This window comes from [Bacillus] selenitireducens MLS10 (assembly GCF_000093085.1).
Classification (GTDB): Bacteria; Bacillota; Bacilli; order Bacillales; family Salisediminibacteriaceae; genus Salisediminibacterium; species Salisediminibacterium selenitireducens.
Genome location: NC_014219.1, coordinates 1,050,368 through 1,076,106 on the forward strand (window position 1 = coordinate 1,050,368; position 25,739 = coordinate 1,076,106).

The window sequence follows — 25,739 nt, forward strand, 5'->3', positions numbered from 1 at the left end:
CGGCTCGACTGGGCAAAGCCGCCTGACACAAGGACGTGAACAGAAAGGGGAGAAACGGCATGTACGATGTTGTGATTATTGGTGGAGGGATTACCGGAACGACGATTGCGAGAACCTTGTCGACGATGAATCTGAAGACGGTGCTCCTGGAGAAGGACAACGACGTGGCCAACGGCACGACGAAAGCAAACAGTGCGATCGTGCACGCGGGATTTGACTGTACACCGGGAACCGCGAAGGCAAGGACGAATGTGGCAGGGAATCAGCTTTATCCATCTCTTTGCCGGATGCTCGATGTCCCGTTCCGGCAAAACGGCTCGCTCGTTCTCGCATTTGACGAGAAGGACCGGCTGCATCTTGAGACGCTCGTCAGGCAGGGACAAGCAAACTTTGTGCCGGGGATTCGGATCGTGGAACGTGAGGAGCTTCAGGCGATGGAGCCGAATGTTTCGAAGGACGCCATTGCCGCACTTTACGCTCCGACGGCGGGGATTGTGGGCTCCTATGAACTGGCAATTGCCTGCATGGAAAATGCGATGGACAACGGGGTTGAGCTGAGGCTGAATCATCAGGTTATCGGGATTGAAGAAGTGGACGACGGATTTGTTGTTGAGACAAACAAGCAGCTGATCCACGCCAAGGTCGTGATCAATGCTGCGGGCCTTTATGCAGACGTCATGGATGCCATGGTTCACGGCGAAGCGCGCTTTGACATCCTTCCTTACGCCGGAGAATACAATCTGTTCGATCAGTCGACGGGCGATTTCACGGCGAGCATCGTCTTTCAGCCTCCGTCCGAAAAGGGAAAAGGGGTCGTGGCCCTCCCAACGGTGGAAGGGAACTACCTCGTCGGGCCAACGTCAGAAGGACCGAAGGCGAAGGATGACCTTCGCACGACACGGGCAGGACTGAAAGAGCTCCGGGAAAAAGGGGAGCGGGCGATTCCGGGCTTTCCGTTCCACAAAGTGATCACCTCGTTCTCAGGCCTCAGGGCCAAGACGAGCGGCGGTGATTTCATCATCGGGGATTCAGACGTTCATCCGGGCTTCATCAGTGCAGCAGCCATCGATTCACCGGGACTCACCGCGGCGCCGGCGATCGCAGAAGAGATCTTTACTCTGACGATGGCCCATTTTCCGCACGCGAAAGAAAACAAGCTCTTCAATCCGACGCGGCGGCCGGTGAAGCGGTTTATGGAGGCGCCTGTGCATCATCAGAAGGTGCTTCTTGAAGAAGAAGAGCGGTTTGGCCGGATGATCTGCCGTTGCGAATCCATTACGGAAGGGGACATCATCGACATGATTTACCGTCACGCCGGGGCCGAGACCCTTGACGGCGTGAAGCGGCGGATCCGTGCAGGGGCCGGGCGCTGTCAGGGCGGATTCTGTTCGCCGCGGGTGATGGAGATTCTCGCAAGGGAGCTGAACCGAGATATTACGGAGATCGTCAAGGACGGCGAGGGTTCGTTTATTCTCACGGGCGAGACGAAAGTGACGGAGACTGAAGAGAAAGAGACCGAGACGGTACACATTTAAGAGGAGGGATCGATGATGAAGGTGGATCTGGTTGTCATTGGCGGAGGCCCTGCGGGACTTGCCGCTGCGATTGAAGCGAAGGAAAACGGTGTGGACGATATCCTGGTTCTCGAGCGTGACCGTGAACTCGGCGGCATTCTCCAGCAGTGCATTCATAACGGCTTTGGGCTGCATCGCTTCAAAGAAGAGCTGACGGGACCCGAGTACGCAGAGCGGTTTATCAGTCAGCTGAAAGATATGGGGATCACGTATAAGCTCGATACGATGGTGCTTGATATAACGGAAGAGAAGCTCGTCACCGCCGTGAATACGACGGACGGTCTCATTCAGATCGAAGCGAAAGCGGTGATTCTCGCGATGGGCTGCCTCGAGCGGACGAGAGGGGCGATCAACATCCCCGGAACCCGGGCCTCAGGCGTCTTTACTGCGGGGACGGCGCAGCGGTTCGTCAATATGGAAGGCTATATGGTCGGCAAAGACGTCGTGATCGTCGGCTCCGGGGATATCGGCCTTGTCATGGCGAGACGGATGACCCTTGAAGGGGCGAATGTCCACGCCGTCGTGGAACTGATGCCTTACTCAGGCGGACTCGCGCGCAATATCGTCCAATGTCTGAATGACTATGATATTCCGCTTCTTCTCAGTCATACGGTGACGGAAGTCCGCGGGAAGGAGCGGGTTGAAGAGGTGGTCATTCAAAAAGTGGATGAGGAGATGCGGCTCATCCCGGGTACAGAACAGACCATTGCCTGTGACACGCTGCTGCTCTCCGTCGGGCTGATCCCGGAGAACGAGCTCTCGAAGAAGGCCAACATCGCCCTCAATCCGCTGACGAACGGACCGGACGTCAATGAGTCCATGGAGACGAGTGTGCCGGGGATCTTTGCCTGCGGAAATGTCGTGCACGTCCATGATCTGGTTGACTGGGTCACGGAAGAGAGCTGCCGGGCAGGGAAAAGTGCCGCCCGTTATGTGCTAGGGTCATTGAAAAGCGGATCGGGTCCGGTACGGACAAAAGCGAAAGCAGGAGTTCGCTACATTGTGCCTCAGACAATCGAACCGTCGAACATTGACAGCGGGAAACTGACGCTCATGTTCCGGACAGATGGAGTTTATGAACAGTCGCGCATCGTCATTATGAACAACGGTCGCCGCGTCAAATCCGTCAAAAAGCGGCATATGGTGCCGGCAGAGATGGAGTCCGTCGTCCTGAAGGCGAAAGATCTTGCACTGCTTGAACCGGGAGAGATAACCGTGGCCATTGAGAGTGAGGAGGGGGTGTTGTCATGATGACGCATGAACTGACGTGTATTACGTGTCCAATCGGCTGCCGTCTTGAGATCGAAGAAAACGTGATCGACGGGGAACGCCAATTTGACGTGTCGGGCAATACGTGTAAACGCGGTGAGACGTATGCGGTCAATGAGCTGACGAATCCGACGAGGATGGTGACGACGACGGTGCGGATCAAAGGCAGTCATCTGCGGCGGATCCCGGTGAAAACGGTGGAGCCGATTCCGAAAGGGGACATCATGGCCTGCATGGCGGAGCTCAATGAGATCGTTCTTGAGGCGCCTGTCGCCTGCGGGGATGTGGTACTCGAACACGTCTGCGGATCCGGGATCGCAGTGGTAACGACCCGTTCGATGGAGCGGGTGGAACGGGGCAGCTGTCAGACTGTACAGGCAGATTGATAAGGGGAGATGAAGCCTTCTGGACGGGGGCTTCATCGATGCCTTACATAGTTTTTTCAGAGGCGACGTGCCGATAGAATACGGGGGCTTACCACCGCCAATGGTACGACGAGTTAGTGGAAGAAGAGCAAAAAGAGATGGACAAGCAAAGCGACAAATGAAGACAAGCCTGAACACCTTCAGGCTTGGGATAACCAAAACCGGTCCTTCGGTGTGAAGGGCCGGTTTTGGTTGGCTTTAGTCAATGGAAGGAGAAGACTCTCTCTTGTACTACAGGAATGTTTAACTCCGTTAAAGGGTTATCGTATAAGAGCAACTAAGGCTTGGCGACAAGCCAAGTATTATTTATTTGATAGAGGGAGTTTTCTTTAAACATGCTTATTCAGACGGCTCTTGATCGTAAACGGGCACGAGGAAACCTCGCCGAATACAGTTGACGACTGCATCAGTCCGGTCCTTTGCGCCGAATTTCCGAATGAGGGAGGAAGCGTTGATATAGACTGTGGACGGGGCGTAATGATGCTTCTCGACGATCATCTTCGTTGTAAGTCCGTTTGCAAGTTCCGTGAGGATCAGGATTTCTGTCTTCGAAAGCGGCACATCACAGGCTTTCCGGTGAAAAACAAAGGAAGAGATGGGGCCGGACTTTTCTTTATGCCGGATCAGCTTCTTGCAAAGAACGGTTTGAAAGAACGGTTCGAGCGGAAAGGCGTTGTCTTCAAGCATGCCGAGGATCGTACCGAAATAGCGGCTTAAATGTCCCGTGAAGATGATGCCGTGAACCGGAAGAAGAATGAGATCGATCATATCCGGATCTGCATCTTCTTCGTGAACAGTAAAGACGAACTTCTTATCTGTGTAGGTGCGAATCAGCTCAGCCGCTTCTTTGCCTTCTTTTATCGAGCGGATATGATAGAAGACGACGTCTTCTACGATGCCTTGAATGTGGTTCGGATACTGGATATTCATCCGCTTTTTCAACGTGTTGGTAACCATGACATCCTTACATGGTGTGAGCAAAAGGGCGGTTCTCTTGACGTGTGACATGACGAACACCTCCGGAAGGATCTCGTTCAAAGTGCAAACGTTTGCGCTTACAATTAAAAAAAAGCGTGTTTCTCTCACCTAAGCTTAACGAAAACGGATACATGTGTCCATCCGACCATGGTTGCACGGGACATCAGCTCACAGATGTCCCGTTTTCAAACGATGGAAAATGGATGATACCGTGTGTTCCTGCCTCTCACGGTCTTCATCACTGCGATTATCGAGATGTTTGTACATGACCTTCATTCTTGGATGCTCGCGGAACTCGTCCTGATTACGCTCCAGAAAGTTCCAATAGAGACTGTTCAAGGGACAGGCATTCTCCCCGTACTTGTCTTTCACGTTATAGGCGCAGGTCTTGCAGTACGTGCTCATCCGCTCCACGTACTTGCCGCTCGCGGCATACGGTTTTGTCGACATCGTGCCGCCGTCTGCGAACAGGGCCATCCCGAGGACGTTCGGCAAAACGACCCAGTCGAGGGCGTCGGTGTACATCGTGTAAAACCAGTCTGACACCTGTTTTGGCTCAATCCCCAGGAGCGTTGAGAGATTGCCGAGAATCATCAGGCGCTGAATGTGATGGGTGTAGCCCGTCTCAAGGAGGCTTGTGACCGCGTCACTGACGCATGCCATCTTTGTATTGCCGTCCCAGAAAAAGGTCGGGAGATCCCGTGTGTGGCCGAAGTGATTGACATCTTTGTAGCTGGGCATCGTATTGAGATAAACGCCGCGGATGTATTCGCGCCAGCCGAGGATTTGCCTGATGAAGCCTTCGACGGCGTTTAATGGAGCGAGCCCGTCATGATAGGCCTGTTCAGCTTTTCGGATCAGGCTGAGCGGATCGAGTAGAGAATGGTTCAAGGCCGCAGACAAAAGGGAGTGTGACATATACACATCCTTTGGCCGCATCGCGTCCTGATAATCGCCGAACGAGGCGAGCCGGTGAGCGATGAAGTGATCGGCGAGTGCCTCGGCGTCACGTGCCGTTACGGGCTGTTCAAAGCTGTCGGGATTGCCGTACAGATCAGGATACTGCTCTTTCACCTCTTGAATCACGTCTTCTGTGATGGCGGAACGCTCAGGAAAACAAGGCGGCGGGAAGGTGACGTGATCCGGTGCTTTTTTGCGGTTGTCCTGATCATAGCTCCACTTGCCGCCGACAGGCTGATTCTCCTCGTTCATCAGGACGTCAAAGCGTTTACGAAACGAGCGGTAGATCGGATCGAGCTTCCATCTTTTGTCCGGTTTCAAAAGGGAGCGCCACTCCTTGCCGGGGATGAGGAAGCCTGTTTCTTCCGCGATCCTGACCGATCCGCCGAAGGTCTGTTTCCACTCGGAAAGGGCCTCACGGCTTTTGTAATCCGTCGGCCAAAAGAGTTGGACATCCTGATCAGGGGATTTATCGAGAAACCGCTCGAGGCCGTCTGTAAATGCAGGCGCCTGCATGCGGGTGACGGGGAATCCCTTGTCTTTTACGTCCTGTTCAAAGTGCCGAATGATTGACCACTGATGGATCAGGCGATGACAGTGGCTCTCTGCCCAAAGGGCCGGATCAGTCTCTTCCACAAGAAGAATCCGGTCCTGTCCGGGATCGAAATGATCGATCCCAGGCTGCCGGAGTGAACACTGGTGGGCCATATATGCATAAACGGTCATAACATCGCCGCCTTTCTTCTCAATAATGGACTGTTTCCCTAAAATGACACGGTACAATCCTCTCAAAACCGTCCAAAACCGATCAATCTGTGTCATAATAAGGCTGTTAATCATACTTGACACGACTTATCGTGACGTTTATTGATTGATTATGAATAAAATTTGATTGAAAATGAAAATAAATGATTGATTTTGACCGTGTAAGCGGTTATACTACAAATAACAACGAAAAGGTGTGAGTGATTATGCTTACTTTTGAGCGGCAACAGTTGATTTTGGATCATTTGGAGGAACAGGGTGTCGCAAAGCTCCACGAGCTTGTGGACGTCACGGGCGCGTCGGAATCGACGATCCGAAGAGATTTGACCGTCCTCGAAAACGAGCGAAAACTCAAGCGAATCCACGGCGGGGCATCCCGGATCCAGTCCAAGATGAACGAACCCACCTTCGTTGAAAAACAGACAAGGTTCACAGAAGAGAAGAGAAGTATCGGTCAGAAAGCAGCCACATTCATTCAGGACGGGGACTGTGTGTATCTCGATGCCGGCACGACGACGCAGGCGATGCTGCCCTTCATTACGCAGGCGGATGTCACAATCGTAACGAACAGCCTCAACATCATTGAACAGGGTGTAAGGCTCGGGTTGACGATTTACGTCATCGGAGGCTACGTGAAGTCAGGAACGAATGCCTTTATCGGCAAAGGGGCCGTAGATGCCCTTCAGTCGTACCGGTTCGACAAGGCGTTCATCGGCACGAACGGGGTGGATCTTGAGTTTGGATACTCCACGCCGGACCCGGAAGAAGCGCAGGTGAAGAAGATGGCGATGGATCAGGCGAATGAAGCGTTTGTCCTGAGTGATGCATCGAAGTTTGGTGAATCAGCCTTTGCGCGGTTTGCCGGTCTGAAAGATGCGACGCTCATCACGTCAAAGGATGAGGAATCCGATGAATTTCTCAGACAGTTAACGAAATCTGAACAGATCAAGGTGGTGACAGATGATGATTTATACGGTCACGCTTAACCCGTCCGTCGATTACTACATGGATGTGCCGTCGTTTACGATCGGGGAGACGAACCGGGCCGACACCGCTGTCTTTGAAGCAGGGGGCAAAGGCATTAACGTCTCCTGGATGTTAAAGAGCCTCGGCAGTGAGACAAAGGCCCTCGGTTTTACCGCCGGCTTTACGGGACGGTTTATTTCGGAGACGCTTCAAGAGGCGAATGTGGCTCACACGTTCCTTGAAGTGGCCGGACATACACGGGTTAACGTCAAGCTGAAAACCGGAACGGAAACAGAGATTAACGGCACGTCGATGGCCATCAACGCTGCGGATCTTCGCCGCCTTGAAACAGAACTTGAGGCAATCGGTCAAGGCGACTGGCTCGTCCTCTCGGGGAGTCTTCCTGAGAGTGTGCCGGAAGATTTCTACCATACCCTGGCGAAGGCCGCTCGCGCTAAAGGGGCATCCGTCGTTGTGGATACGAGCGGAGCGCCGATGACGCACGCACTGAGTGACGCCGTGACCCTCATGAAACCGAATCAGCGTGAACTCGAATGGCTGACCGGGGAGGCGGTGGATTCGTTGGACGACGCGGTCCGGCTCGGCCGCACGCTCCTTCAAAAGGGCGTCCGGCATGTCCTCGTGTCTCTCGGGAAAGACGGGGCGCTCCTGATAACAGATAAGCAGGTGCTTCGTGCCGAGGTACCGCCAGGGGAGCTCAGACAGTCCGTCGGGGCCGGTGATTCCATGGTGGCGGGATTTATCCACGGATACAGCTTGAATCAGAATCTTGAAGAGGCGTTCCGCTATGCTGCGGCAGCAGGCTCGGCAACAGCTTATGCGGAGGGACTTGCGAACGGCGAACAGGTGAAGGCACTTCTTGAAGGGATACGGATTACAGAATGGACAGAGGAGGAATCAAAATGAAGATTACCGAACTGATTCAGCGGGGCACGATTGCTCTCAACTTACAGGCATCTTCAAAAGAGGACGTCATCAAGGAACTCGCGGACGTCCTCGACCGGGAAGGAAAACTCGCGGACAAAGACGAATTCATCAACGCGATACAGGCCAGGGAGGACCAGACATCCACCGGGATCGGCGAATCCGTCGCCATCCCGCATGCGAAGACATCGGCGGTGAAGGAACCGGCCATCGTCTTCGGGCGTTCACAGGCAGGGATTGACTACGACTCACTAGACGGCCAGCCGGCAAAGCTGTTCTTCATGATTGCCGCAACAGAAGGGGCGAACCGCTTTCACCTTGATGCGCTCTCAAGACTGTCGACGTTCTTGATGGACGAGGCGTTTCGTGACGCATTGTTGAAAGCGGATACCGAAGACGACGTGCTCCGCCTGATTGATCAAAAAGAGGCGGCGAAGGCAAAAGAAGAAGCGGCGGAAGATGCCGGAAGTTCACAGGGAGACCGGCCGTTCTTCGTGGCCGTGACAGGCTGTCCGACAGGGATTGCCCACACGTATATGGCCGCGGACGGGCTGAAGGATAAAGCGAAGGAACTCGGTTTTGAGATCAAGGTCGAAACGAACGGGTCTGACGGCGTGCGAAACAAACTGACGAAAGCGGATATTGAACGGGCCGCCGCGGTCATTATCGCTGCGGATACGGAAGTGGAGATGGGCCGGTTCAAAGGTAAGTCTCTTGTCAACGCACCGGTTACAGCCGGGATCCGAAAGCCTGCCGAGCTCCTCGAAAAGGCCAACAGCGGCCAGGCGCCTCTCTATCAGGGCGCAGACGGAGGCGGCGAAAGTGACGGGGAACAGGAAGACCGTCGTCCGGCCTTCTACCGTCACCTGATGAGCGGGGTTTCGAATATGCTGCCGTTCGTTGTCGGCGGCGGGATTCTCATCGCTCTGTCCTTTTTCTTCGAAGATCCGGTAAGCGGGGACATCACGCCGTTTGGTGAGATTCTGTCCTTTATCGGCGGCGCGAACGCGTTCTTCCTCATGGTGCCGGTACTCGCGGCCTTTATCGCAAGAAGCATCGCGGACAGACCGGGCTTTGCGGCAGGGATGGTCGGCGGTCTGATGGCGACGAACGCCGAAGCCGGTTTTCTTGGCGGGATCATCGCCGGTTTCCTTGCCGGTTACCTCGTACTCGGTTTCAGACGGATGTTCAGCTTTGTCCCTCAGTCACTGGACGGCATCAAGACGATCTTAATTTTTCCATTATTCGGAATATTCGCAACAGGGTTTATCATGTACTTCATTATGGGGCCGCTTGCTGCCGTACAGGCAGGGCTTGTCACCTGGCTTGACGGTCTCGGTACCGGTAACATCGTGCTTCTCGGCATCCTGCTCGGTGCGATGATGGCCGTCGATATGGGCGGTCCGATCAACAAGGCGGCGTTCACATTCGGGATTGCCATGATCGACGCAGGCAACTTTGGCCCGCACGCAGCCGTGATGGCGGGCGGTATGGTGCCGCCACTCGGGATTGCCTTTGCCACATCGTTCTTTAAGAATAAGTTTAACAAGCAGGAGCGTGAATCCGGGAAGACGAACTATGTCCTCGGTGCCTCCTTTATCACGGAAGGGGCGATTCCGTTCGCCGCAGCGGATCCGGCACGGGTTATTCCGTCGATCATCGCCGGTTCGGCCGTCGCAGGCGGGCTGTCCATGGCCTTCGGCGCTGCGACCGAAGCTCCGCACGGCGGGATCTTCGTCATCCCGCTCGTAAATAACGCACCGATGTACATCGTAGCGATATTGGCAGGTGCTGCGGTGACGGCGATCATGCTCGGTGTCCTGAAGAAAGACGTATCGAAAGCTGCATAGTAAAAAGAGATGTGACCGGTCCGCATTCAGCGGGCCGGTTTTTTTGGAGTGAACAACGGTTCATTTTACCTGTCAGATCCTGTACAATGAAAGCAAATCGAAGATGGGGAGGAATAATCATGACAGCACTTGAACGACAGCTTGCCGAGCTGCCTGTGACTGCCGTATCCGACGCGCTGAAGGGACAGACGAATCTCGATCCGGCCATCAAACCGGTCCGGGATCACCAGCGCGTCGCCGGACGGGCGTACACCGTGAAAGTCAATGCCGCGGACAATAAGCTGGTCTTAAAGGGAATCGGAGAAGCGAGGGAAGGGGACGTCCTCGTTGTGGATGCAAAAGGCTGGATGCAAAACGCCGCCTGTGGCGACTTTGTCGCGGGTCTCGCCAAAACGCTGGGTCTCTCGGGGTTGGTCATTGATGGCGTTGTCCGTGATCTTGACGGGATTCGGGATCTCGATTTTCCGGTCTTTTGCAAGGGAACGGCCCAGGCGGCGAGCGGCCGTCACGGCACCGGGGAGACGAACATCCCGATTTCCTGCGGCGGGGCTGCCGTTATGCCAGGAGACTATATCGTCGGAGACATCGACGGGGTCGCGGTCATTCCGCAAGGCCAGGAAGAGGCGGTATTTGAAGGCGCGAGAAAGAAGATGACGAAGGACGACGAACGGGAACGGGCGATCATTGGGAATGAGGAAGCGGCACGGGCGCATATCCGGGATGTGCTGTCCAAAGGATGAAAACGGCCTGATCATGCCTGAAGACGGCGCTCAACGACAGAAACAGGGTGTTCGAAAACCTTTGAAATGGAGGACTTCTGTGTCATGCAAATAAAAACACGCATTTTGCTGGCTGTGGCCTTATACGTACTCTTAAGTGTCGCAGATTTGTTATCCGCCGGTTCGGTGGAATGGGAATGGAATCTTTTGACGACTGCGGTTGCCATGGTTCTTTCGTGGTTCGTCATCGAAATCGTTCCGTCAAGTAACAGACAAGCGTCATAATGTGTAAAGACCGTTGAAAAGAAAGACATCGTCCCTCAGCCCCGATTCAATCCGTCGGCTGAGCGGGCGATTTTTTACGTCTTATTTAAGGGCTTTGAGTAACGTTTTTCGCAAAAGAAGTGGTATCCTTTTCCTATCAGGTTATGGAACGGAGTGGTGAAGATGAGAACCTATTGGATCAATGGCTTACTCTTGGCGTCGATTGCCGCGGTCCTGCTGTTTGCAGGCGGTTTTGGCTATGCGATGGTGGATCAGGTGGTACTTCAGGACGAAGAGGAAATCGAGGTGCGTCCTGGTGCCGTGGCGCCTGAGCGGCAGGTGAACCGGATTCCGCTCTTGCCGGTTGACGGCTCTTATGCAGATGTGCCTGAAGTGGCGGATGACGGGGCGACGCGGCTCGTCGCCCTTGGGGATTCGCTTACGAGAGGGATGGGGTCAACGGACGGGGACGGATATCTCCGTCACGTGGAAGAGGCCTATCCTGAGGATCGGAATTCTGCTCTTACCGTCGTCAATGCCGCCGTGAACGGCTACCGGACGGAGGACGTTGTCCGGGACCTCGCCGAAGGGGAACTGAACGGGCAGCTGCGTGCAGCGGATCTCGTCGTGATGACCGTTGGTGGTAATGATCTCTTTCAGGGCGGACAGGGACTCTTTCAGGATCTCGATACGTTTACGGAAGAAGCGAGGGAGTCGTTTTTGCAAGGACTGGCAGGGCTCTATGACGAGCTCACGTCTTTGAATCCTGAAGCGCCTGTGTATCATATCGGGATCTACAACCCGTTCAGGGAACTCGATTTCACCGGTGAGACGGCACGCTACGTCAGGGAGTGGAACTACGCGACCCTTGAACTTGCGGCGGAGTATGACCAGGTCATCTTCGTGCCGGTGGAGGATGTCTTTGAGCGGAATGTGTCGGATTATCTGTTCCGGGACTTCTTTCATTTAAACGATGCAGGCTATGAACGCATGGCAGAGCGGCTCTTGACAACACTCCGCTGGCCGGAAGAGGAGGGCTCATAATGGACAGTGAAACGCCGGTTATGTCGGTAAAGAATCTGAGTAAGACGATTGGCAAAGCGCCGATTATCCACAACATCTCCTTCGATCTCTATCCGGGCGAAGTGTTTGGCTTTCTCGGTCCGAACGGTTCGGGCAAAACGACGACGATCCGCATGATCGTCGGTCTCATCCGTCCGACGGAGGGCGTCGTGACAATCGGGGGCTATGACGTACAAAAGCAGTTTGTTAAGGCGATGCGGCATATCGGATCCATCGTTGAAAACCCGGAGATGTATGACTATTTGAGCGGATGGGAGAATCTCAAACAGTTTCAACGCATGGTGCCGGGTGTGACCGAGAAGCGGATGCATGAAGTCATTGAACTCGTCGGCATGAAAAACCGGGTGCATGATCCCGTGAAGACGTATTCCCTCGGCATGCGCCAGCGCCTCGGGATCGCCCAGGCGCTGTTAAACCGGCCGAAGGTGCTGATATTGGATGAACCGGCAAACGGTCTCGATCCGAAAGGGATCCGGGAGATGCGGCAGTTTATCCGCCGGCTCGCAGAAGAGGAAGGGCTCAGTGTGCTCGTCTCCTCCCACCTGCTCAGTGAGATCCAGCTCATGTGTGACCGGGTCGCGATCATCTCAAAAGGGGCGGTTCTTGCCGTCGACCGGGTCGATGAGCTGTTGGCCGAACAAGGCCGTGTCATCTGGGAAGCCTCTCCTGTCGATGAGGCTAGGGCGATCATTCAGGAACATCTCGAGGTTTTGGACGAAGAGGTGGCCGCAGGGGAACATGAACCGATCGTGACGATGGATGACGGGACGGATCTCGCCGAGGTCAATGAAGCACTCGTCAAGGCGGGGGTGCGGGTGCACCGGATGGAGCGGCATCTGCCGGCCCTTGAAGACCTCTTCTTGGATATGACGGGAGGTGAGTCCATTGATTGAGCTCGTCTACAACGAATGGATCAAGCTTGTCAGGAAAAAACGATTTTACGTCGTCGGGCTCATCATCATCCTCTTTGTCGGCATGTTCGCCTACGCCCAGCTTGTTCAGGAACGGAACGCCGAGGAACGATTCGGAGATATCGCCTGGGATGAACAGCTCGAACAGGAAATCGGCAACCTCGAATCGCGCCTTGATCAGATGGAGATTCCCGAGGAATTTGCCCGCTCAATCCAGGCTCAGGTCGAACAGCAGCGCATTTATCTCGAAGAAGGCATCAATCCGAACGAAACCGGTGCGGCGATGTTTCTCCGGATGTTTCTTGATAATTCCGGCGATCTGTTTATCCCGCTTCTGATTGTCGTCGTCACGGCAGACCTCGTCAGCTCAGAGCGGAGTGCGGGGACGATCAAGATGCTTTTGACGCGGCCGGTGGAGCGGTGGCGGATTCTCCTCAGCAAGTGGCTGACAATGGTGATGTCGGTGTCGTTGATCGTATTGTTCATCAGTCTCGTGTCTGTTTTGATCGCGGGTGTCATGTTTGGTTTTGGCGGCTGGACGCATCCGATTATCGCTGCTTTCTCGAGGGGGCCTGGTGAACTGACGGTGCTTCCGCACTGGCAATACATCGTGATGGCCGGCGGGCTGACCTGGTTTGCCGCCGTCGCGGTAGGGTCGCTGACATTTTTGCTGTCGGTTCTCTTAAAGAGCACGGCGGCGGTCATGGGCTTTATGCTCGCGGCCCTCATTTCCGGGACGATTCTTTCCGTCTTTATCGGCTCCTGGGAGTCTGCGAAGTATTTGTTTATGGTCAATCTCAGACTCACCGGCTACCTTGGAGGTCATACACCGCCTGTTGAAGGGATGACGCTGCTCTTTTCGACGATGGTTCTGTTCGTCTGGGGCGCAGTGGCGACGGCGATTGCCTTTCGCAGATTCAACCGGATGGATATGCTGTGAGAGTCGAAAAAGAGCTGATAAACAGGGCATTTTGACAGATGCCCTGTTTTGTCCGTTCCAATGTAAGCGCCATCATTTTACAATGGAGGAGAACGGGCGAAGGTCCCTGTGAAGAACCGTCGCCTGTCAGGATTGCGAGGCGCAGTCATGCAGAAGAACGGATGACCCACATTCAAAAGGAGCGTGAAGAGGTATGAAGAAGATTATCAACAACCCGGACCACATTCTTGACGAAATGCTTGACGGTTTTGCTTTTGCCAACAGCCATCTGGTAGAGCGTGTCGTCGGCACGAGTGTCATCGCACGGACATACAGACAAGAGGGGAAGGTGGCCCTTGTAAGCGGCGGCGGAAGCGGACATGAACCGAGTCACGCAGGCTTTGTCGGTAAAGGCATGCTCGCCGCTGCGGTGTGCGGGGAGGTCTTTACGTCACCGACACCGGATCAGGTTTATGAAGGGATTAAAGCGGCGGATCAGGGCGGCGGCGTGCTTCTGATTATCAAAAACTATACCGGAGACGTCATGAACTTCGAGATGGCCGCGGAGCTTGCCGAAGGGGATGACATTGAAGTGGCCCATATCGTCGTCGATGATGACATTGCCGTTGAAGACAGCTCTTTTACGGCAGGAAAGCGGGGCGTCGCGGGCACGGTCATTATCCACAAGATCCTCGGTGCCGCCGCAGAGAGCGGCCTCTCGCTTCAGGAGCTGAAGACGCTCGGAGAGACGCTTGTCAAGAACATCAAGACGATCGGTGTGTCGATCCTGCCGGCGACGGTGCCGGCCGTCGGGAAACCCGGCTTTGAACTGAAGGATGACGAGATGGAATACGGCGTCGGGATCCACGGGGAGCCGGGCTACCGAAGAGAGGCGCTGAAGCCGTCGAAAGACATTGCAGAAGAGCTCATGGCCAAGCTGAAGGACGCCTTTGATTGGCAGAAAGGCGACCGCTACGGGGTTCTGGTCAACGGCCTCGGGGCCACACCGCTCATGGAACAGTTCGTCTTTATGAACGACGTGGCGAAAGCCCTTGACCGTGAAGGGCTTGACGTTGCCTTCACGAAAGTCGGGTCGCTCATGACATCGATCGATATGGCCGGGGTCTCCCTGACGTTAGTGAAGATTGAGGATGAGAAGTGGCTTGAGTATTACCGGATGCCGGTAGAGACAACGGACTGGGCATAACGAAAATCTGGAATGAAAGGTCTGGTGGCACGCATGTTTACAGTGGAGAATTCGATCGAATCGATCACGCGCTTTAACGACAGCGTACAGGAGAAGAAAGCCTGGCTGTCGGATCTTGATACGCCGATTGGCGACGGGGATCACGGGACGAATATGGCACGGGGGCTTATGGAGGCCGTCACGAAAATTGAAGCCGGGAGCTTCACTAATCCGGCGGATGTGTGGAAGACGGCGGCCATGGCCATGATCGGCAAGACCGGCGGTGCGTCAGGTCCCCTTTACGGAACGGCGATGATGGAGATGAGTAAAGCCGTCAAAGACAATCCGGAAGACATCGAGGGCGCATTGAAAGCCGGACTCGCGGGTATTCAGAAGCGGGGCAAAGCGGAAATCAACGAGAAGACGATGGTCGACGTGTGGTCTCCGGTAATCGAAGCGGTATCGGCTTCAAACCTGACTGAGGCACTGATTGATGAAGCGGTGGACCAAACGAAGGATCTGAAAGCAACGAAAGGCCGGGCATCTTATGTCGGGGAGCGTTCCATCGGACATATCGACCCGGGTTCCGCTTCGAGCGGCCTGTTCTTCAAAGCGCTTCTTGAGGGAGGAGTGCTTTCATGAGCCAGCCTGCGTACGGTGTATTGCTCGTGTCCCATTCCGCCAAGCTTGCCGAAGGGGTGATGGAGCTTTTGAAAGGCTCTGCCCCGGATGTGCCCATCACCTGGACCGGAGGCAATGATGACGGGGATCTTGGCGCGAGCTTTGAGAAGATTGAAGCGGCGCTCCGTGACAATGAGGGAGAAGAGGTTATGGCTTTTTACGATCTCGGCAGCGCAAAGATGACCCTCGACATGGTGATGGAGATGAGCGAGAAGCGGGTTCATCTCATGGATGCAGCCATGGTCGAAGGGGCATACACGGCGGCAGCACTCCTTCAGGGAGAGGCCTCCTTTGACACGATTACGGATCAGCTGGAGAAGCTGATGATTAAACAGAGCTGAATGACGGACCCGGGATGTGCAACTGCACTTTTCCGGGTCCGCTTCCTCGATGGATGACGGATTCATACAGAAGGAGCGTTCGATGACGGATTCACTGATTACAAAGAAAATCATCGCCAAATCATTAAAGGAACTGATGGCGCGGCAGCCCTTTCAGAAGATATCCGTTCGGGATATCATGGAACGGGCCGGTCTGCGGCGCCAGACGTTCTATTATCATTTCCAGGACAAGTTTGAACTGTTGACGTGGATCTATCAGTCGGAGACCCGTGAGCATAGTATTGATTTCTTCAACTATGATGAGCCGGAGCGGATCTTTACGCATCTGTTGTATTACGTCTATGATAACCGGGAATTTTATGAAAAGGCGATTCAGGTCCATGAACAGAACGGCTTCTTTCAGGCACTGTCTGTTCACATTGAGTCTCTGTATGACCGGCTGATCAGTGAATGGGCCAAACGGGACGGTTTTACGCTCTCAGATGAACGGAGAGAATTCATCATTCGTTATTACAGTAAGGGATTTATAGGCTTTGTTGAAACATGGCTCGCTGAAGGATGCCGGACAGATGCAAGAGAGCTGTCCGGTGAACTGAACGATGTCGTGCACAAGGGACTCAGAAATTGTCTGAACAGCAGGGCGGAAGACGGGGGTGACAGAGAGTGAAACATATTATAAACAGACCGGATGAGGCCGTCGATGAGATGCTTCTCGGCTTCGCCTATGCAAACAGTGAGGACGTGACGCTTCTCGAGCATGCCCGGGCGATTGTTCTACGGGAAATCCCGGATGACCGGGTCGCGCTGATCAGCGGCGGAGGCAGCGGTCATGAGCCGGGGCATATGGGGTATGTGAAACGGGGCATCCTCACGGCGGCGGTACACGGTCCGATTTTTGTTCCTCCGACAAAGGAGCAGGTGCTCGAGACGATCCGGCACGTGGACCGTGGACAGGGGATCCTCGTCATTATCAAGAATTTCACGGCGGATCTCGATGCGTTTTTGCCGGCGGTGATTCAGGCGAAGACCGAGGGGATTCACATCGCGCATCTCGTCGTGGAAGACGACGTCTCTGTCGCCAACGATGATACGTTCAACCGCCGAAGACGCGGTGTTGCCGGGACGGTGCTCCTGCATCGGATGCTCGGGAAAGCGGCACAAGAAGGGATGGTGCTTGAAGAACTCCGATCCCTTGGATCAGAGGTGCTTCCCCATATGGCGACCCTCGGTGTGGCATTGACACCTGCGGACATACCGGGTCAGGCGAAGCCGCTCTTCACCCTCGACGAAGATGAACTCTTTTTCGGCGCGGGGATCCACGGGGAGCCGGGATACCGCCGGGAGCCGATGGTCTCGTCTGAACAGATTGCCATCGAGTTTGTGAACAAGCTGAAGAGCCGCTTTCGCTGGCGAAAAGGGGATGCGTTCATCGTTCTCTTGAACGGTCTCGGTGGCACGACACTGATGGAGCAGTATATTTTGACGAATGATATCCGCAGGCTGTTTGATCTCGAAGGGCTTGACGTAAGATGGGCAAAAACGGGAAACTGTCTGACATCTCTGAACATGCAGGGGGTGTCTCTGACAATGATAAAAGTTATGAATCCCTCTTGGCTTATGCATATTCGTCTGTAAACATTATAATTTTCTCTTGTATGACTTGGAATATGTTTCATAAACTCATGTAATACCGGTGTCTTTTGAAGGAACTCTCATAATCGAGGGTTCTTTTTTTATTTCTGTGTCTGTATTTTTCAAACAATTAACTGGCAAAAGTTACTGAGAGCTGACCTTGTCCCGGGCTGTGAAGATTCTTGAGTTCTGTCTGAAGTTCCGGCAACAAAAGCTATAAGCAATTTGTATAGTTAATGTACAATGATAAGATAATTATTTAATCGTTATTTGAGTAACAAAAACAACAAAAATAAAATAAATATTAAAAAATAAGGGGTTTCTTTTTGGGAAATGGGTATATATACATTTAGTACAGTCAATGTACAATAAATTATAGGGGTGATCCGAGTGAGTGAGTTGAGTAGGAAGAAAAGTATTATTGCATTTTTCTTAACAGCAGTGTTGATCTTTACCTCTGCAATGGGCGTAAGCGCAATGAATCTGCATTTTTCAGATGTTGGTGAAACGCACCGTGCTTCAGAAGAAATCAACACATTACGAGAGTTGGGATACATTGAAGGTTTTTCTGATGGAAGTTTCAGGCCAGATCACAACATCACAAGAGGGCAGGTAGCATTAATTATGGCTCGTTCACTCGGGCTGATGAACGTATCTGGTCATCACGGTGAAACAGGTTTTAATGACATACCGCCAACAAGCAGATACTTTGAAGCAACAAACGCTTTAAAAAATGAAGGCATCATAGAAGGATTTAGTGATGGTTCATTCAGGCCTGATCATCCGATTACGCGTGGTGAGATGGCTAACATAATCGTTGAGGCGTATGATTTGCAGCGTACGAGTGAGACATTCTCATTCTCAGATCAGGGAGTCTCGACCAGAGATGCGGTCCAAACTCTTTATGACGAAGGCATTACAGAAGGAGTCTCTGAAACAATGTTCGGAACGTTCAGTAATCTGAAGCGTTCAGATTTTGCAATATTTGTATTCCGGGCCATGCAGGAAGATCCGATCACGGTTGAGTCCATCGTCTTCAACGAAGCAGGCGATCAGTTTGCGATCACCTTCAGCGATCTCCCTGCAGGTGCAGAAGTGGCAAACCTCGACCAGGCAGGGATCCTTTCGGTTCTTGAAGCACTGGATCTCCTTGATACGGTAATGATCGAGTTTAACGGAGCCGACATTACGGCGGCTGCCCTTGAGATTTTGGATCTGTCCACGGGTTCTGATCCGCTTGACGGGTTGACGTTGACGGTTGATCACGTGAACCTGAACGACCTGCCGGATGCGGCTGAGGGTGACGAAGTGACTTTGACGATCGGAGGCACGAGCGGGGTGTACACGATTCTGCCGGATCCGATCACGGTTGAATCGATTGTCTTCAACGAAGCAGGCGATCAGTTTGCGATCACCTTCAGCGATCTCCCTGCAGGTGCAGAAGTGGCAAACCTCGACCAGGCAGGGATCCTTTCGGTTCTCGAAGCACTGGATCTCCTTGATACGGTAATGATCGAGTTTAACGGAGCCGACATTACGGCGGCTGCCCTTGAGATTTTGGATCTGTCCACGGGTTCTGATCCGCTTGACGGGTTGACGTTGACGGTTGATCACGTGAACCTGAACGACCTGCCGGATGCGGCTGAGGGTGACGAAGTGACTTTGACGATCGGAGGCACGAGCGGGGTGTACACGATTCTGCCGGATCCGATCACGGTTGAATCGATTGTCTTCAACGAAGCAGGCGATCAGTTTGCGATCACCTTCAGCGATCTCCCTGCAGGTGCAGAAGTGGCAAACCTCGACCAGGCAGGGATCCTTTCGGTTCTCGAAGCACTGGATCTCCTTGATACGGTAATGATCGAGTTTAACGGAGCCGACATTACGGCGGCTGCCCTTGAGATTTTGGATCTGTCCACGGGTTCTGATCCGCTTGACGGGTTGACGTTGACGGTTGATCACGTGAACCTGAACGACCTGCCGGACGCGACTACAGGGGATGAAGTACGTTTAACAATTGGAACAGAGATTGGAACGTATATCATTTTATAAACACGCAGGAAGTGCATGATCTGATATTTGAAAGAGAATCATTCGGGCAGGTGCAGTAATGGCACCTGCTTTGTTATTTATTTTAGGCGCATTATCGCAGAAGAAACAGAACAGAAAATGCGGCATGGTCTAAATGGATGTGATTCAGCAATTGTTGTGTTACCTGATTCGAAAGAGAACGGTAAATTCTTGTGTAGTGAATACCAAAACTGTATAATGTCAGGTAATAAAAGGGAGGTGTGGTTGTTATGCGGCTTGCAAAGTGGTTGATCTTTATTTCTGTTTTGTTGTTACCTGTCATGACGGTTTATTCGGACACGGAAGCTCAGCCAATAGGAGAGGGAAAAGAAATAATCCATGATGCGTCGAAGATTTGGACTGTTGAATTCAGTCATGACGTTGATCCTGATTCCGTTGAACTGATGATGGTGGACGAGTTTCAAAACGAGATTGAAATTGAAACTGAATCATCTGGAAAAATTGTTCGAGTGACACCTGCAGAACCCTATAATGAGGACCATGAATACATACTGATCATTGAAGAGGCTTCTTCATTGCATGGTGAGGGGCTCACGGAAAAGGCAATGAAAACATTTGTATACGAAAGGGAACAATATGAGGTCACGTTTTTAAACGGGGAGGCCGATGTGATTCGTATCGAAAAAGTCCGTGATGGAGAATCCGCAGAGGCACCGAAGTCACCTGACAAAGAAGGATATCGCTTTGTCGGCTGGGATACGGATTTCTCTCTTGTACAGGAAGATTTGACTGTAAGACCTGTCTTTGAAGAAGAGGAGGATAACATACAGGTGTTTTCCTTTCAAGGATTGGAAATGGGGGATTCGAAAGAACGGTTACTGGAAGAAATGGGGGATCCTGATCGGATCGATCCCTCATTGACACAGTATGACTGGTATGTTTATAAAGGGGATTACACTGAATACATGCAAATCGGCATTCATGATGGTGTAATCGCTGCATTCTTTTCCCCGAATGCGACGTGGGCGTTTTCCGATCGCGATATCAGTCTTGGTGATTCTAAGGAAGATGTAGAAAGCGAATTGGGTGATCATTTTGACTTAATCAGGCAAAACCCGTTGTCAAACCGCTCCCGTGCTTTTCGGAGATATGAGCGAAGCGGTATTGAATATCACATGATGTTTGAAGTCAATCAGCATCCTGCGGAATTGATGGGGCTGAAGGTGGAACTCGCTGAAACGGTCTCCCCGCTCAACGGTTCATCCTTTGAGAGTGAGTATCGGGAGTCGTTTATCGAAGCGCAGGAGTTGATGCTTGCTGAACTGATCAATGTGGAAAGGGTAAAGAACGGATTGTCGATCCTTGGCAAGATGCCCTCACTGACACAAGCAGCAAATTTTCACAGCCGTCATATGCTCGAACATGATTATTTTGAACACGTTTCACCTGATGGTCTGACACTTCAGGACAGGCTAAGAGAGTTTGATGTGGATTTTTCCCTCGCGGGGGAAAATCTCGCATATGGTATCAGGACCGCAATTGATGCCCATCAAGGACTGATGAACTCATATAGGCACAGAGAGAATATTCTCTACGTAGCCTACGATCACGTTGGAATCGGCTTTGAGCAGGGTGACGGAGGTACGTATTGGACACAAAAATTCATTGCCGAATAAAGTAAAGGATTCACCCCTGTTACCGGGAAGGATACACAACCGGTAACAGGTTTTTTTATGGTTGAAAGTATTTAGAATATTGACTGTCATGGTTCGTCAACAGTTTGCAAAAATCACTTCAATTCAAGTCTTAATCAACCGATATATATACTGCGGCAGATACAGGTAATCCTTTCGATAACAAAGAACCGATATACATATCAATATGATCAACCAAATGGAGGGACAATGGATGAAAAAAGTGATAGCACTGGTGATGACGATTGTGCTGATCGCAGCTGCAGGACATTTTCTTTTGACAAATGACACTGACAGGGCGACAGCATCCGATCATCCTGTTGTATCGATATCGACGGTCTATGAAGAGGTACGGGGAGCCAGGGTGGATGTCAACCTTCATATCAGCGGAGACATGGAAGATGTAGCCGCAGGCCAGCTTCATCTGGTGTTCGATGAAGAGAAACTGTCTTTGATTGCAAGGGATGTTCATGTGGACCCTGTAATTCAACAAGGGCATTTTAAGGATTCTTCGGATCAGACAGAGATGCTGCGGGCAGGGGAGTACAGAGCGGCCTGGGCTTCGGCACAGGGGGAAAAACTGACGGATGAGAGCATAATGACATTTACGTTCCGCCTGAGTCAGGCTGGCCAGGTGGCAGACCTGACTTTAGCTGATCTTGTCCTGTTTGATGAAAATGGGGATATGATCCAGACATCGGTTTTCAATGGTGCGATCAAACCGTTTGAGGGCAAGGATTTCACGACTGGTCAGAGTAGCGACAGATACCCGCACGATAAAACCTGGCATGTGGAAGTGAACGACAGAATCAACCCTGTTACACTCCATATGAATTCGGTTTTTGTCTTAGACAGGAACAATGAGCGTGTGCCGGTGGACCTTTCCTTGTCATCAGACGGAACGAAAATCGGGATTACACCGACCGGTTCCGGGTTTCAGCGTGGAGCCCATACGCTTTATATTACTGATCAGTTGCAAAACCGAAATGGCACTATGATTGAAGAACCAGTCAAGAATGTATTTTATGTACAGTAAAAGGTGGTGACAAAAGGTATGTTCATGATAAAGAGACGTTTGTTGCTTGCTGCTATGCTGATTGCAATGATGTTGATAATTCCATTTTATACATATGCTGGGAATGATGCCAGGGTTGTATTGGGTGATGTCATCTCAAAAGGTGATCAGATTCATGTTCCGATTGTGATCAGGGATGTGGCATATTTGAGCGACGCGAGAATTGAAATCAGCCTGCCAGGAAGTGATGAAGGTTATCAGTTCCGGGAGTTTCAACCAGCCGGACGGTTTGATGGCAGGGATTTTACGGTTATGTCGAGAGTGAACAATGAAAAAAGGCTCATACTCGAGGTCAATGATGCGGTTAAGCAGACGGACAGGAATAAAACGGACTGGACCGTTGGTTATCTGCACTTTGAGAGGGAAAGAACCCACACATTTTATCTTGGCGAAGAAACACCGGTTTCCATTTATGGTGTGGAGGCTTTACGGAATAATCAAGGAAGCTCCTTTCAACCGGGTATAACAAATGGCAGGATCATTTATGGTGATGGTCCAGGAGATATAAACGGCATGGGGCGTGCAAATGCAGGAACGGCAGTGAAAGTGTTGCAGCATGCCATTGGCGAAAAAGAGCTGACGGGGGATGCTTTTCGTGCCGCGGATTTAAATGGGGATAACCGTTTGAATACTGCAGATGTTGATATCCTGCTTGAATATCTGTCAGGAAACAGAGACAGTGTCATGTCGGTTGTGCCTTTGTCTTCAACAACGATATTACAGGGGAAGCCGTTTCGCTTTCAGCTCCAGGTTGAACATGCACAAGAGCCCCTGGAGTGGGGAGTCAGTTCCGGCCGTCTCCCGACAGGTTTAACTCTCAGCAGTGACGGCAGATTGACTGGAACACCGTCCAGAGTGGGAAATGCACAGGTTTCTATCACTGTCACAGACCGTATTGGAAATGAGGACAGTGTGACGGTGACGTTTACTACCGTTGAAACTTCGATTAAGCATATTGAAGAATTCAATACGGTCCGTGCTGCAACGGGAGATGATGTGAACCTGCCGGAGTCGGTGGAAGTTACCTACGACGACGGTCGCGTGGAAGATAAAGAAGTGAGCTGGGAGATTCCCGTCTTCGATCAGGCAGGATCTTATGTGATTTCTGGAAAGATAACAAATCTCGGAATTCCCTTACAAATCCAGGTGTTTATCAGTGAGCAGGAGCATATTGCCATTGATGACATCACTGACCGGCCGGATATTCTCGGGATTCATACATTCGAACTGACCGCAAGTGATGAAACCCATGCTGTTGAACTTGCAGGTAGTCTGATGCATTACGAAGGAGAAGGCAAATTCAGTCTGGCTACGACGAAACTGACAAGCGGAGAACAGGTTGAACTGATTGCCTATAACCAGTTTGGTGTAGTCATCGATGTTCAGGTTCTCGAACTGCCCTGACAGACAGGAAGGAAAGAAGGTGAAAAAGTATGATGAATAAGAATCGCGGTTTAAAGCCGTTCTTGGCACTGATTATGTCTTCACTGGTGATTTTTGTGGCTTTTGCCCTTGCACCGGGCGCGACGTCGGATTTGCCTTATACGTATTCATTCGAAGAGGATCAGTCCAGCACATTTAATCAGATTGGCACATTAAACAAAATGAACGTCACGTTTTCTTATGACATCAAGCCCTTTGATTATGATGAGGCACCATTGATTAAGGCATCATCGCCGGGAATAATTAAAGGGGCCGAATCAGATGGGAGAACGCTGACTGTGTATTTCTCAAATGTGTCAAGGGATTCATTTCTTGATTACACGTGTGAGTTTGGAGACGGCTGCGAGCAGGAGTTAGTGATCCCGGCAGGCTCTTTAACTGACGGGCACCCTCCTCTTCCTGTCGAAGATTATCGGCTTCCGTTCTCGATGGATGACATCTTGCCAGGATTTAAGACCATCTTTATTGACAGTACAGAAGCAGCAGTGAATCGAAATGTACTGTCCTCGAATTCGCCCAGGGAAGTGAATATACATATTCCCCCCGTATACATGACGGAGATTGAAACTATACACCGTTATGAAGGCATTGAATCGTCGGCCCGTTTGCGGCCTTTAACGAATATCGATATTGCTGCAGAAGACGACGTGGAAAGGATTAAGCTTCAGTTTGGTGCAGGGAACAATCAGTATGACAGGGAACTTGCCAGAAGAAACATCGGCGGGTTCAATGGTTTTACGACCGGACAGGCCGGGCTTGAGGCCGATTTGTTTGATGAAGGAGAGAGCAATCTTAATCCCGAACAGTTCCGTGCCAATGAGATTCGGCTGGATGCCTATGATGCGCATGGACGATATCTTGAGACCCGCTCGTTCAGGCTGAGTGTCAGGGATAAAAGTGATGATTTTATCGTGAACGATTATATTGGTGATATCCCTGATCATTTCGGAGAAACATATACATTGTATGAGATGATGGAAGATCCTGAGCTGCTTGAGGAAGTGGTTTCACTCGTTCCTGTCGGTGAGTTGAACCGGCTTGGTGTCTCATATACGAATCGTTTGAACAGCAGGGATGTCTCGAGCTATGAAGAACTGCTCAGAGCGGTAGATGCAGCGGGAATTACGACCATTAATCTCACAGAGGATATCAACCCGCCATCGGGTGCACCGCCTCTCGTGTTCAAAAAAGATGTGACGGTGAATGGGAATGGCCATACGCTGGGGGTCCGTGATCTGCGCGCGGGCGACGGCAGTGGATCAAGGCAAATGGCCTTTCGGAACATAAATATCGATCACGGTTCTCAGACCAGTGAACTCACGATCCACACGGGTTTAAACGGGATTATGATCTTGGATGATGTATCTGTGACGGGTGGCATTGATATCCGATCGGCCGGTGAGCGGTCAGTATACCTTCACGATGTTGAAGCGCGGCATGTGGATGTGACAGCACGAGAGGCTGTTCGAGTGGTGATCAGCGGTAACACTTCTTTGGAGGCGAATGATCACAGAGGGCTTTATGTTCAGACGAAAGCAAATCACCGAGTAGACATTTTTTCCAATGACATCCGGGTGATTGCTGGTAATGGTGGCCACATCGAGAGTGTTTATGTATATGGAGAGAACACGTTCATTGATTATGAAAATGACGGGTCAATCGGAGGTATTTACGGAAAGGGAGTAACGGACCTCATTTTTGATGAGGCTCAGATCGGACAATTCAGTGTGATGGATTCTCAAAGAAACTGGTCGGAAGGACGCGTTCTTCGAATTGAGGAAGTGACCCTGAGTAATGGAACGAACATGTTTTTCGGTCAGTCCAATATCAGCTGGTCGTTGACCGGAACAAATATTCCTCCAAATGTGGAGATCTCCTGGAACGCAGATAACAGCTACCTGCGGATCCGAAACGAAGATGGACAGATGCCGGATCGGGGTGTTTATGAACTCACCTTTGAGGGTCGCAGTGACAGCGGTGATCGGCTGAATTACTCGGTGGACCTCACAATCGAAATAAATTGATTTT

23 protein-coding genes and 1 pseudogene are annotated in these 25,739 nt (G+C 51.8%); 22 read left to right on the forward strand and 2 right to left on the reverse strand.

The window, feature by feature from the left end; translation table 11 throughout:
* The first annotated feature begins 59 nt into the window (after positions 1-59).
* Genes BSEL_RS04770 through BSEL_RS04780 form a run of 3 tightly spaced genes read left to right on the forward strand, consistent with a single transcriptional unit; the run spans position 60 to position 3,229 of the window.
* A complete protein-coding gene (locus tag BSEL_RS04770; RefSeq protein ID WP_013171871.1) occupies positions 60-1,535 on the forward strand; it encodes an NAD(P)/FAD-dependent oxidoreductase in 1,476 nt (491 codons plus the stop codon).
* 12 nt (positions 1,536-1,547) lie between these two features.
* Positions 1,548-2,825, forward strand: a complete 1,278-nt coding sequence (locus tag BSEL_RS04775) for an NAD(P)/FAD-dependent oxidoreductase (protein WP_013171872.1) — start codon at positions 1,548-1,550, stop codon at positions 2,823-2,825.
* A complete protein-coding gene (locus BSEL_RS04780) occupies positions 2,822-3,229 on the forward strand; it encodes a DUF1667 domain-containing protein (protein ID WP_013171873.1) in 408 nt (135 codons plus the stop codon). The genes BSEL_RS04775 and BSEL_RS04780 overlap by 4 nt, the downstream gene beginning before the upstream one ends.
* Positions 3,230-3,607: 378 nt before the next feature.
* On the opposite strand, the gene BSEL_RS04785 is transcribed toward BSEL_RS04780, so the two are convergent.
* Positions 3,608-4,276 carry a response regulator transcription factor gene (locus BSEL_RS04785; RefSeq protein WP_013171874.1) on the reverse strand — a complete coding sequence of 223 codons (669 nt, stop codon included), beginning with the start codon at positions 4,274-4,276 and terminating at the stop codon, positions 3,608-3,610.
* Positions 4,277-4,414: 138 nt separating this feature from the next.
* A complete protein-coding gene (locus tag BSEL_RS04790; RefSeq protein ID WP_177304813.1) occupies positions 4,415-6,028 on the reverse strand; it encodes a cryptochrome/photolyase family protein in 1,614 nt (537 codons plus the stop codon).
* A 149-nt stretch (positions 6,029-6,177) separates the two neighbouring features.
* On the opposite strand from BSEL_RS04790, the gene BSEL_RS04795 reads away from it, so the two are divergent.
* The 19 genes and pseudogenes from BSEL_RS04795 to BSEL_RS04880 all read left to right on the forward strand — a co-directional run bounded on the left by BSEL_RS04795 (position 6,178) and on the right by BSEL_RS04880 (position 25,735).
* Complete coding sequence (locus BSEL_RS04795; RefSeq protein WP_013171876.1) at positions 6,178-6,957, forward strand: DeoR/GlpR family DNA-binding transcription regulator; 780 nt, start codon at positions 6,178-6,180, stop codon at positions 6,955-6,957.
* The gene (pfkB, locus tag BSEL_RS04800; protein WP_013171877.1) at positions 6,932-7,864 is read left to right on the forward strand and encodes a 1-phosphofructokinase; all 933 of its coding nucleotides are present in this window, start codon (positions 6,932-6,934) and stop codon (positions 7,862-7,864) included. Before BSEL_RS04795 ends, pfkB begins: the two co-directional genes overlap by 26 nt.
* On the forward strand, positions 7,861-9,732 hold the full coding sequence (locus BSEL_RS04805) for a PTS fructose transporter subunit IIABC (RefSeq protein WP_013171878.1): 1,872 nt from the start codon (positions 7,861-7,863) through the stop codon (positions 9,730-9,732). Before pfkB ends, BSEL_RS04805 begins: the two co-directional genes overlap by 4 nt.
* Positions 9,733-9,851: 119 nt before the next feature.
* Positions 9,852-10,472, forward strand: a complete 621-nt coding sequence (locus tag BSEL_RS04810; RefSeq protein WP_013171879.1) for an RraA family protein — start codon at positions 9,852-9,854, stop codon at positions 10,470-10,472.
* Between the two features lie 84 nt (positions 10,473-10,556).
* Positions 10,557-10,736 carry a hypothetical protein gene (locus BSEL_RS17735; protein ID WP_013171880.1) on the forward strand — a complete coding sequence of 60 codons (180 nt, stop codon included), beginning with the start codon at positions 10,557-10,559 and terminating at the stop codon, positions 10,734-10,736.
* Positions 10,737-10,898: 162 nt separating this feature from the next.
* Entirely contained in the window at positions 10,899-11,759 is an 861-nt protein-coding gene (locus BSEL_RS04820) for a GDSL-type esterase/lipase family protein (RefSeq protein WP_013171881.1), read from the forward strand.
* Positions 11,759-12,691 (forward strand): ABC transporter ATP-binding protein, encoded by a 933-nt coding sequence (locus tag BSEL_RS04825; RefSeq protein WP_013171882.1) that lies wholly within the window; start codon positions 11,759-11,761, stop codon positions 12,689-12,691. Before BSEL_RS04820 ends, BSEL_RS04825 begins: the two co-directional genes overlap by 1 nt.
* Complete coding sequence (locus BSEL_RS04830; protein ID WP_013171883.1) at positions 12,684-13,649, forward strand: ABC transporter permease; 966 nt, start codon at positions 12,684-12,686, stop codon at positions 13,647-13,649. The genes BSEL_RS04825 and BSEL_RS04830 overlap by 8 nt, the downstream gene beginning before the upstream one ends.
* Positions 13,650-13,842: 193 nt before the next feature.
* On the forward strand, positions 13,843-14,835 hold the full coding sequence (gene dhaK, locus BSEL_RS04835) for a dihydroxyacetone kinase subunit DhaK (RefSeq protein ID WP_013171884.1): 993 nt from the start codon (positions 13,843-13,845) through the stop codon (positions 14,833-14,835).
* A gap of 33 nt (positions 14,836-14,868) precedes the next feature.
* Entirely contained in the window at positions 14,869-15,456 is a 588-nt protein-coding gene (gene dhaL / locus BSEL_RS04840) for a dihydroxyacetone kinase subunit DhaL (protein WP_013171885.1), read from the forward strand.
* A complete protein-coding gene (gene dhaM / locus BSEL_RS04845) occupies positions 15,453-15,836 on the forward strand; it encodes a dihydroxyacetone kinase phosphoryl donor subunit DhaM (protein WP_013171886.1) in 384 nt (127 codons plus the stop codon). The genes dhaL and dhaM overlap by 4 nt, the downstream gene beginning before the upstream one ends.
* Before the next feature lie 82 nt (positions 15,837-15,918).
* Complete coding sequence (dhaS, locus tag BSEL_RS04850) at positions 15,919-16,503, forward strand: dihydroxyacetone kinase transcriptional activator DhaS (protein WP_013171887.1); 585 nt, start codon at positions 15,919-15,921, stop codon at positions 16,501-16,503.
* Entirely contained in the window at positions 16,500-17,471 is a 972-nt protein-coding gene (gene dhaQ / locus BSEL_RS04855) for a DhaKLM operon coactivator DhaQ (protein WP_013171888.1), read from the forward strand. Before dhaS ends, dhaQ begins: the two co-directional genes overlap by 4 nt.
* A gap of 474 nt (positions 17,472-17,945) precedes the next feature.
* Positions 17,946-18,074, forward strand: a pseudogene (locus BSEL_RS18345) (S-layer homology domain-containing protein); the annotation flags it as partial.
* 18 nt (positions 18,075-18,092) lie between these two features.
* The gene (locus tag BSEL_RS04860) at positions 18,093-19,520 is read left to right on the forward strand and encodes an S-layer homology domain-containing protein (RefSeq protein ID WP_232970496.1); all 1,428 of its coding nucleotides are present in this window, start codon (positions 18,093-18,095) and stop codon (positions 19,518-19,520) included.
* Between the two features lie 248 nt (positions 19,521-19,768).
* Entirely contained in the window at positions 19,769-21,175 is a 1,407-nt protein-coding gene (locus BSEL_RS04865; RefSeq protein WP_013171890.1) for a CAP-associated domain-containing protein, read from the forward strand.
* A 232-nt stretch (positions 21,176-21,407) separates the two neighbouring features.
* Positions 21,408-22,229, forward strand: a complete 822-nt coding sequence (locus BSEL_RS04870) for a hypothetical protein (protein WP_013171891.1) — start codon at positions 21,408-21,410, stop codon at positions 22,227-22,229.
* Positions 22,230-22,247: 18 nt separating this feature from the next.
* Positions 22,248-23,672, forward strand: coding sequence for a putative Ig domain-containing protein (locus tag BSEL_RS04875; RefSeq protein WP_013171892.1), 1,425 nt, complete (start codon positions 22,248-22,250; stop codon positions 23,670-23,672).
* Positions 23,673-23,701: 29 nt separating this feature from the next.
* Positions 23,702-25,735, forward strand: coding sequence for a pectate lyase-like adhesive domain-containing protein (locus BSEL_RS04880; RefSeq protein WP_013171893.1), 2,034 nt, complete (start codon positions 23,702-23,704; stop codon positions 25,733-25,735).
* Positions 25,736-25,739: the final 4 nt, after the last annotated feature.

What these genes read in the sequence shown, in the direction of transcription:
- BSEL_RS04770 (WP_013171871.1), top strand. Translation starts at nt 60, where the DNA reads ATGTACGATGTTGTGATTATTGGTGGAGGGATTACCGGAACGACGATT.
- BSEL_RS04775 (WP_013171872.1), top strand. Translation starts at nt 1,548, where the DNA reads ATGATGAAGGTGGATCTGGTTGTCATTGGCGGAGGCCCTGCGGGACTT.
- BSEL_RS04780 (WP_013171873.1), top strand. Translation starts at nt 2,822, where the DNA reads ATGATGACGCATGAACTGACGTGTATTACGTGTCCAATCGGCTGCCGT.
- BSEL_RS04785 (WP_013171874.1), bottom strand. Translation starts at nt 4,276, where the DNA reads ATGTCACACGTCAAGAGAACCGCCCTTTTGCTCACACCATGTAAGGAT.
- BSEL_RS04790 (WP_177304813.1), bottom strand. Translation starts at nt 6,028, where the DNA reads ATGACACAGATTGATCGGTTTTGGACGGTTTTGAGAGGATTGTACCGT.
- BSEL_RS04795 (WP_013171876.1), top strand. Translation starts at nt 6,178, where the DNA reads ATGCTTACTTTTGAGCGGCAACAGTTGATTTTGGATCATTTGGAGGAA.
- pfkB (WP_013171877.1), top strand. Translation starts at nt 6,932, where the DNA reads ATGATGATTTATACGGTCACGCTTAACCCGTCCGTCGATTACTACATG.
- BSEL_RS04805 (WP_013171878.1), top strand. Translation starts at nt 7,861, where the DNA reads ATGAAGATTACCGAACTGATTCAGCGGGGCACGATTGCTCTCAACTTA.
- BSEL_RS04810 (WP_013171879.1), top strand. Translation starts at nt 9,852, where the DNA reads ATGACAGCACTTGAACGACAGCTTGCCGAGCTGCCTGTGACTGCCGTA.
- BSEL_RS17735 (WP_013171880.1), top strand. Translation starts at nt 10,557, where the DNA reads ATGCAAATAAAAACACGCATTTTGCTGGCTGTGGCCTTATACGTACTC.
- BSEL_RS04820 (WP_013171881.1), top strand. Translation starts at nt 10,899, where the DNA reads ATGAGAACCTATTGGATCAATGGCTTACTCTTGGCGTCGATTGCCGCG.
- BSEL_RS04825 (WP_013171882.1), top strand. Translation starts at nt 11,759, where the DNA reads ATGGACAGTGAAACGCCGGTTATGTCGGTAAAGAATCTGAGTAAGACG.
- dhaK (WP_013171884.1), top strand. Translation starts at nt 13,843, where the DNA reads ATGAAGAAGATTATCAACAACCCGGACCACATTCTTGACGAAATGCTT.
- dhaL (WP_013171885.1), top strand. Translation starts at nt 14,869, where the DNA reads ATGTTTACAGTGGAGAATTCGATCGAATCGATCACGCGCTTTAACGAC.
- dhaM (WP_013171886.1), top strand. Translation starts at nt 15,453, where the DNA reads ATGAGCCAGCCTGCGTACGGTGTATTGCTCGTGTCCCATTCCGCCAAG.
- dhaS (WP_013171887.1), top strand. Translation starts at nt 15,919, where the DNA reads ATGACGGATTCACTGATTACAAAGAAAATCATCGCCAAATCATTAAAG.
- BSEL_RS04860 (WP_232970496.1), top strand. Translation starts at nt 18,093, where the DNA reads ATGGCTCGTTCACTCGGGCTGATGAACGTATCTGGTCATCACGGTGAA.
- BSEL_RS04865 (WP_013171890.1), top strand. Translation starts at nt 19,769, where the DNA reads ATGCGGCTTGCAAAGTGGTTGATCTTTATTTCTGTTTTGTTGTTACCT.
- BSEL_RS04870 (WP_013171891.1), top strand. Translation starts at nt 21,408, where the DNA reads ATGAAAAAAGTGATAGCACTGGTGATGACGATTGTGCTGATCGCAGCT.
- BSEL_RS04875 (WP_013171892.1), top strand. Translation starts at nt 22,248, where the DNA reads ATGTTCATGATAAAGAGACGTTTGTTGCTTGCTGCTATGCTGATTGCA.
- BSEL_RS04880 (WP_013171893.1), top strand. Translation starts at nt 23,702, where the DNA reads ATGATGAATAAGAATCGCGGTTTAAAGCCGTTCTTGGCACTGATTATG.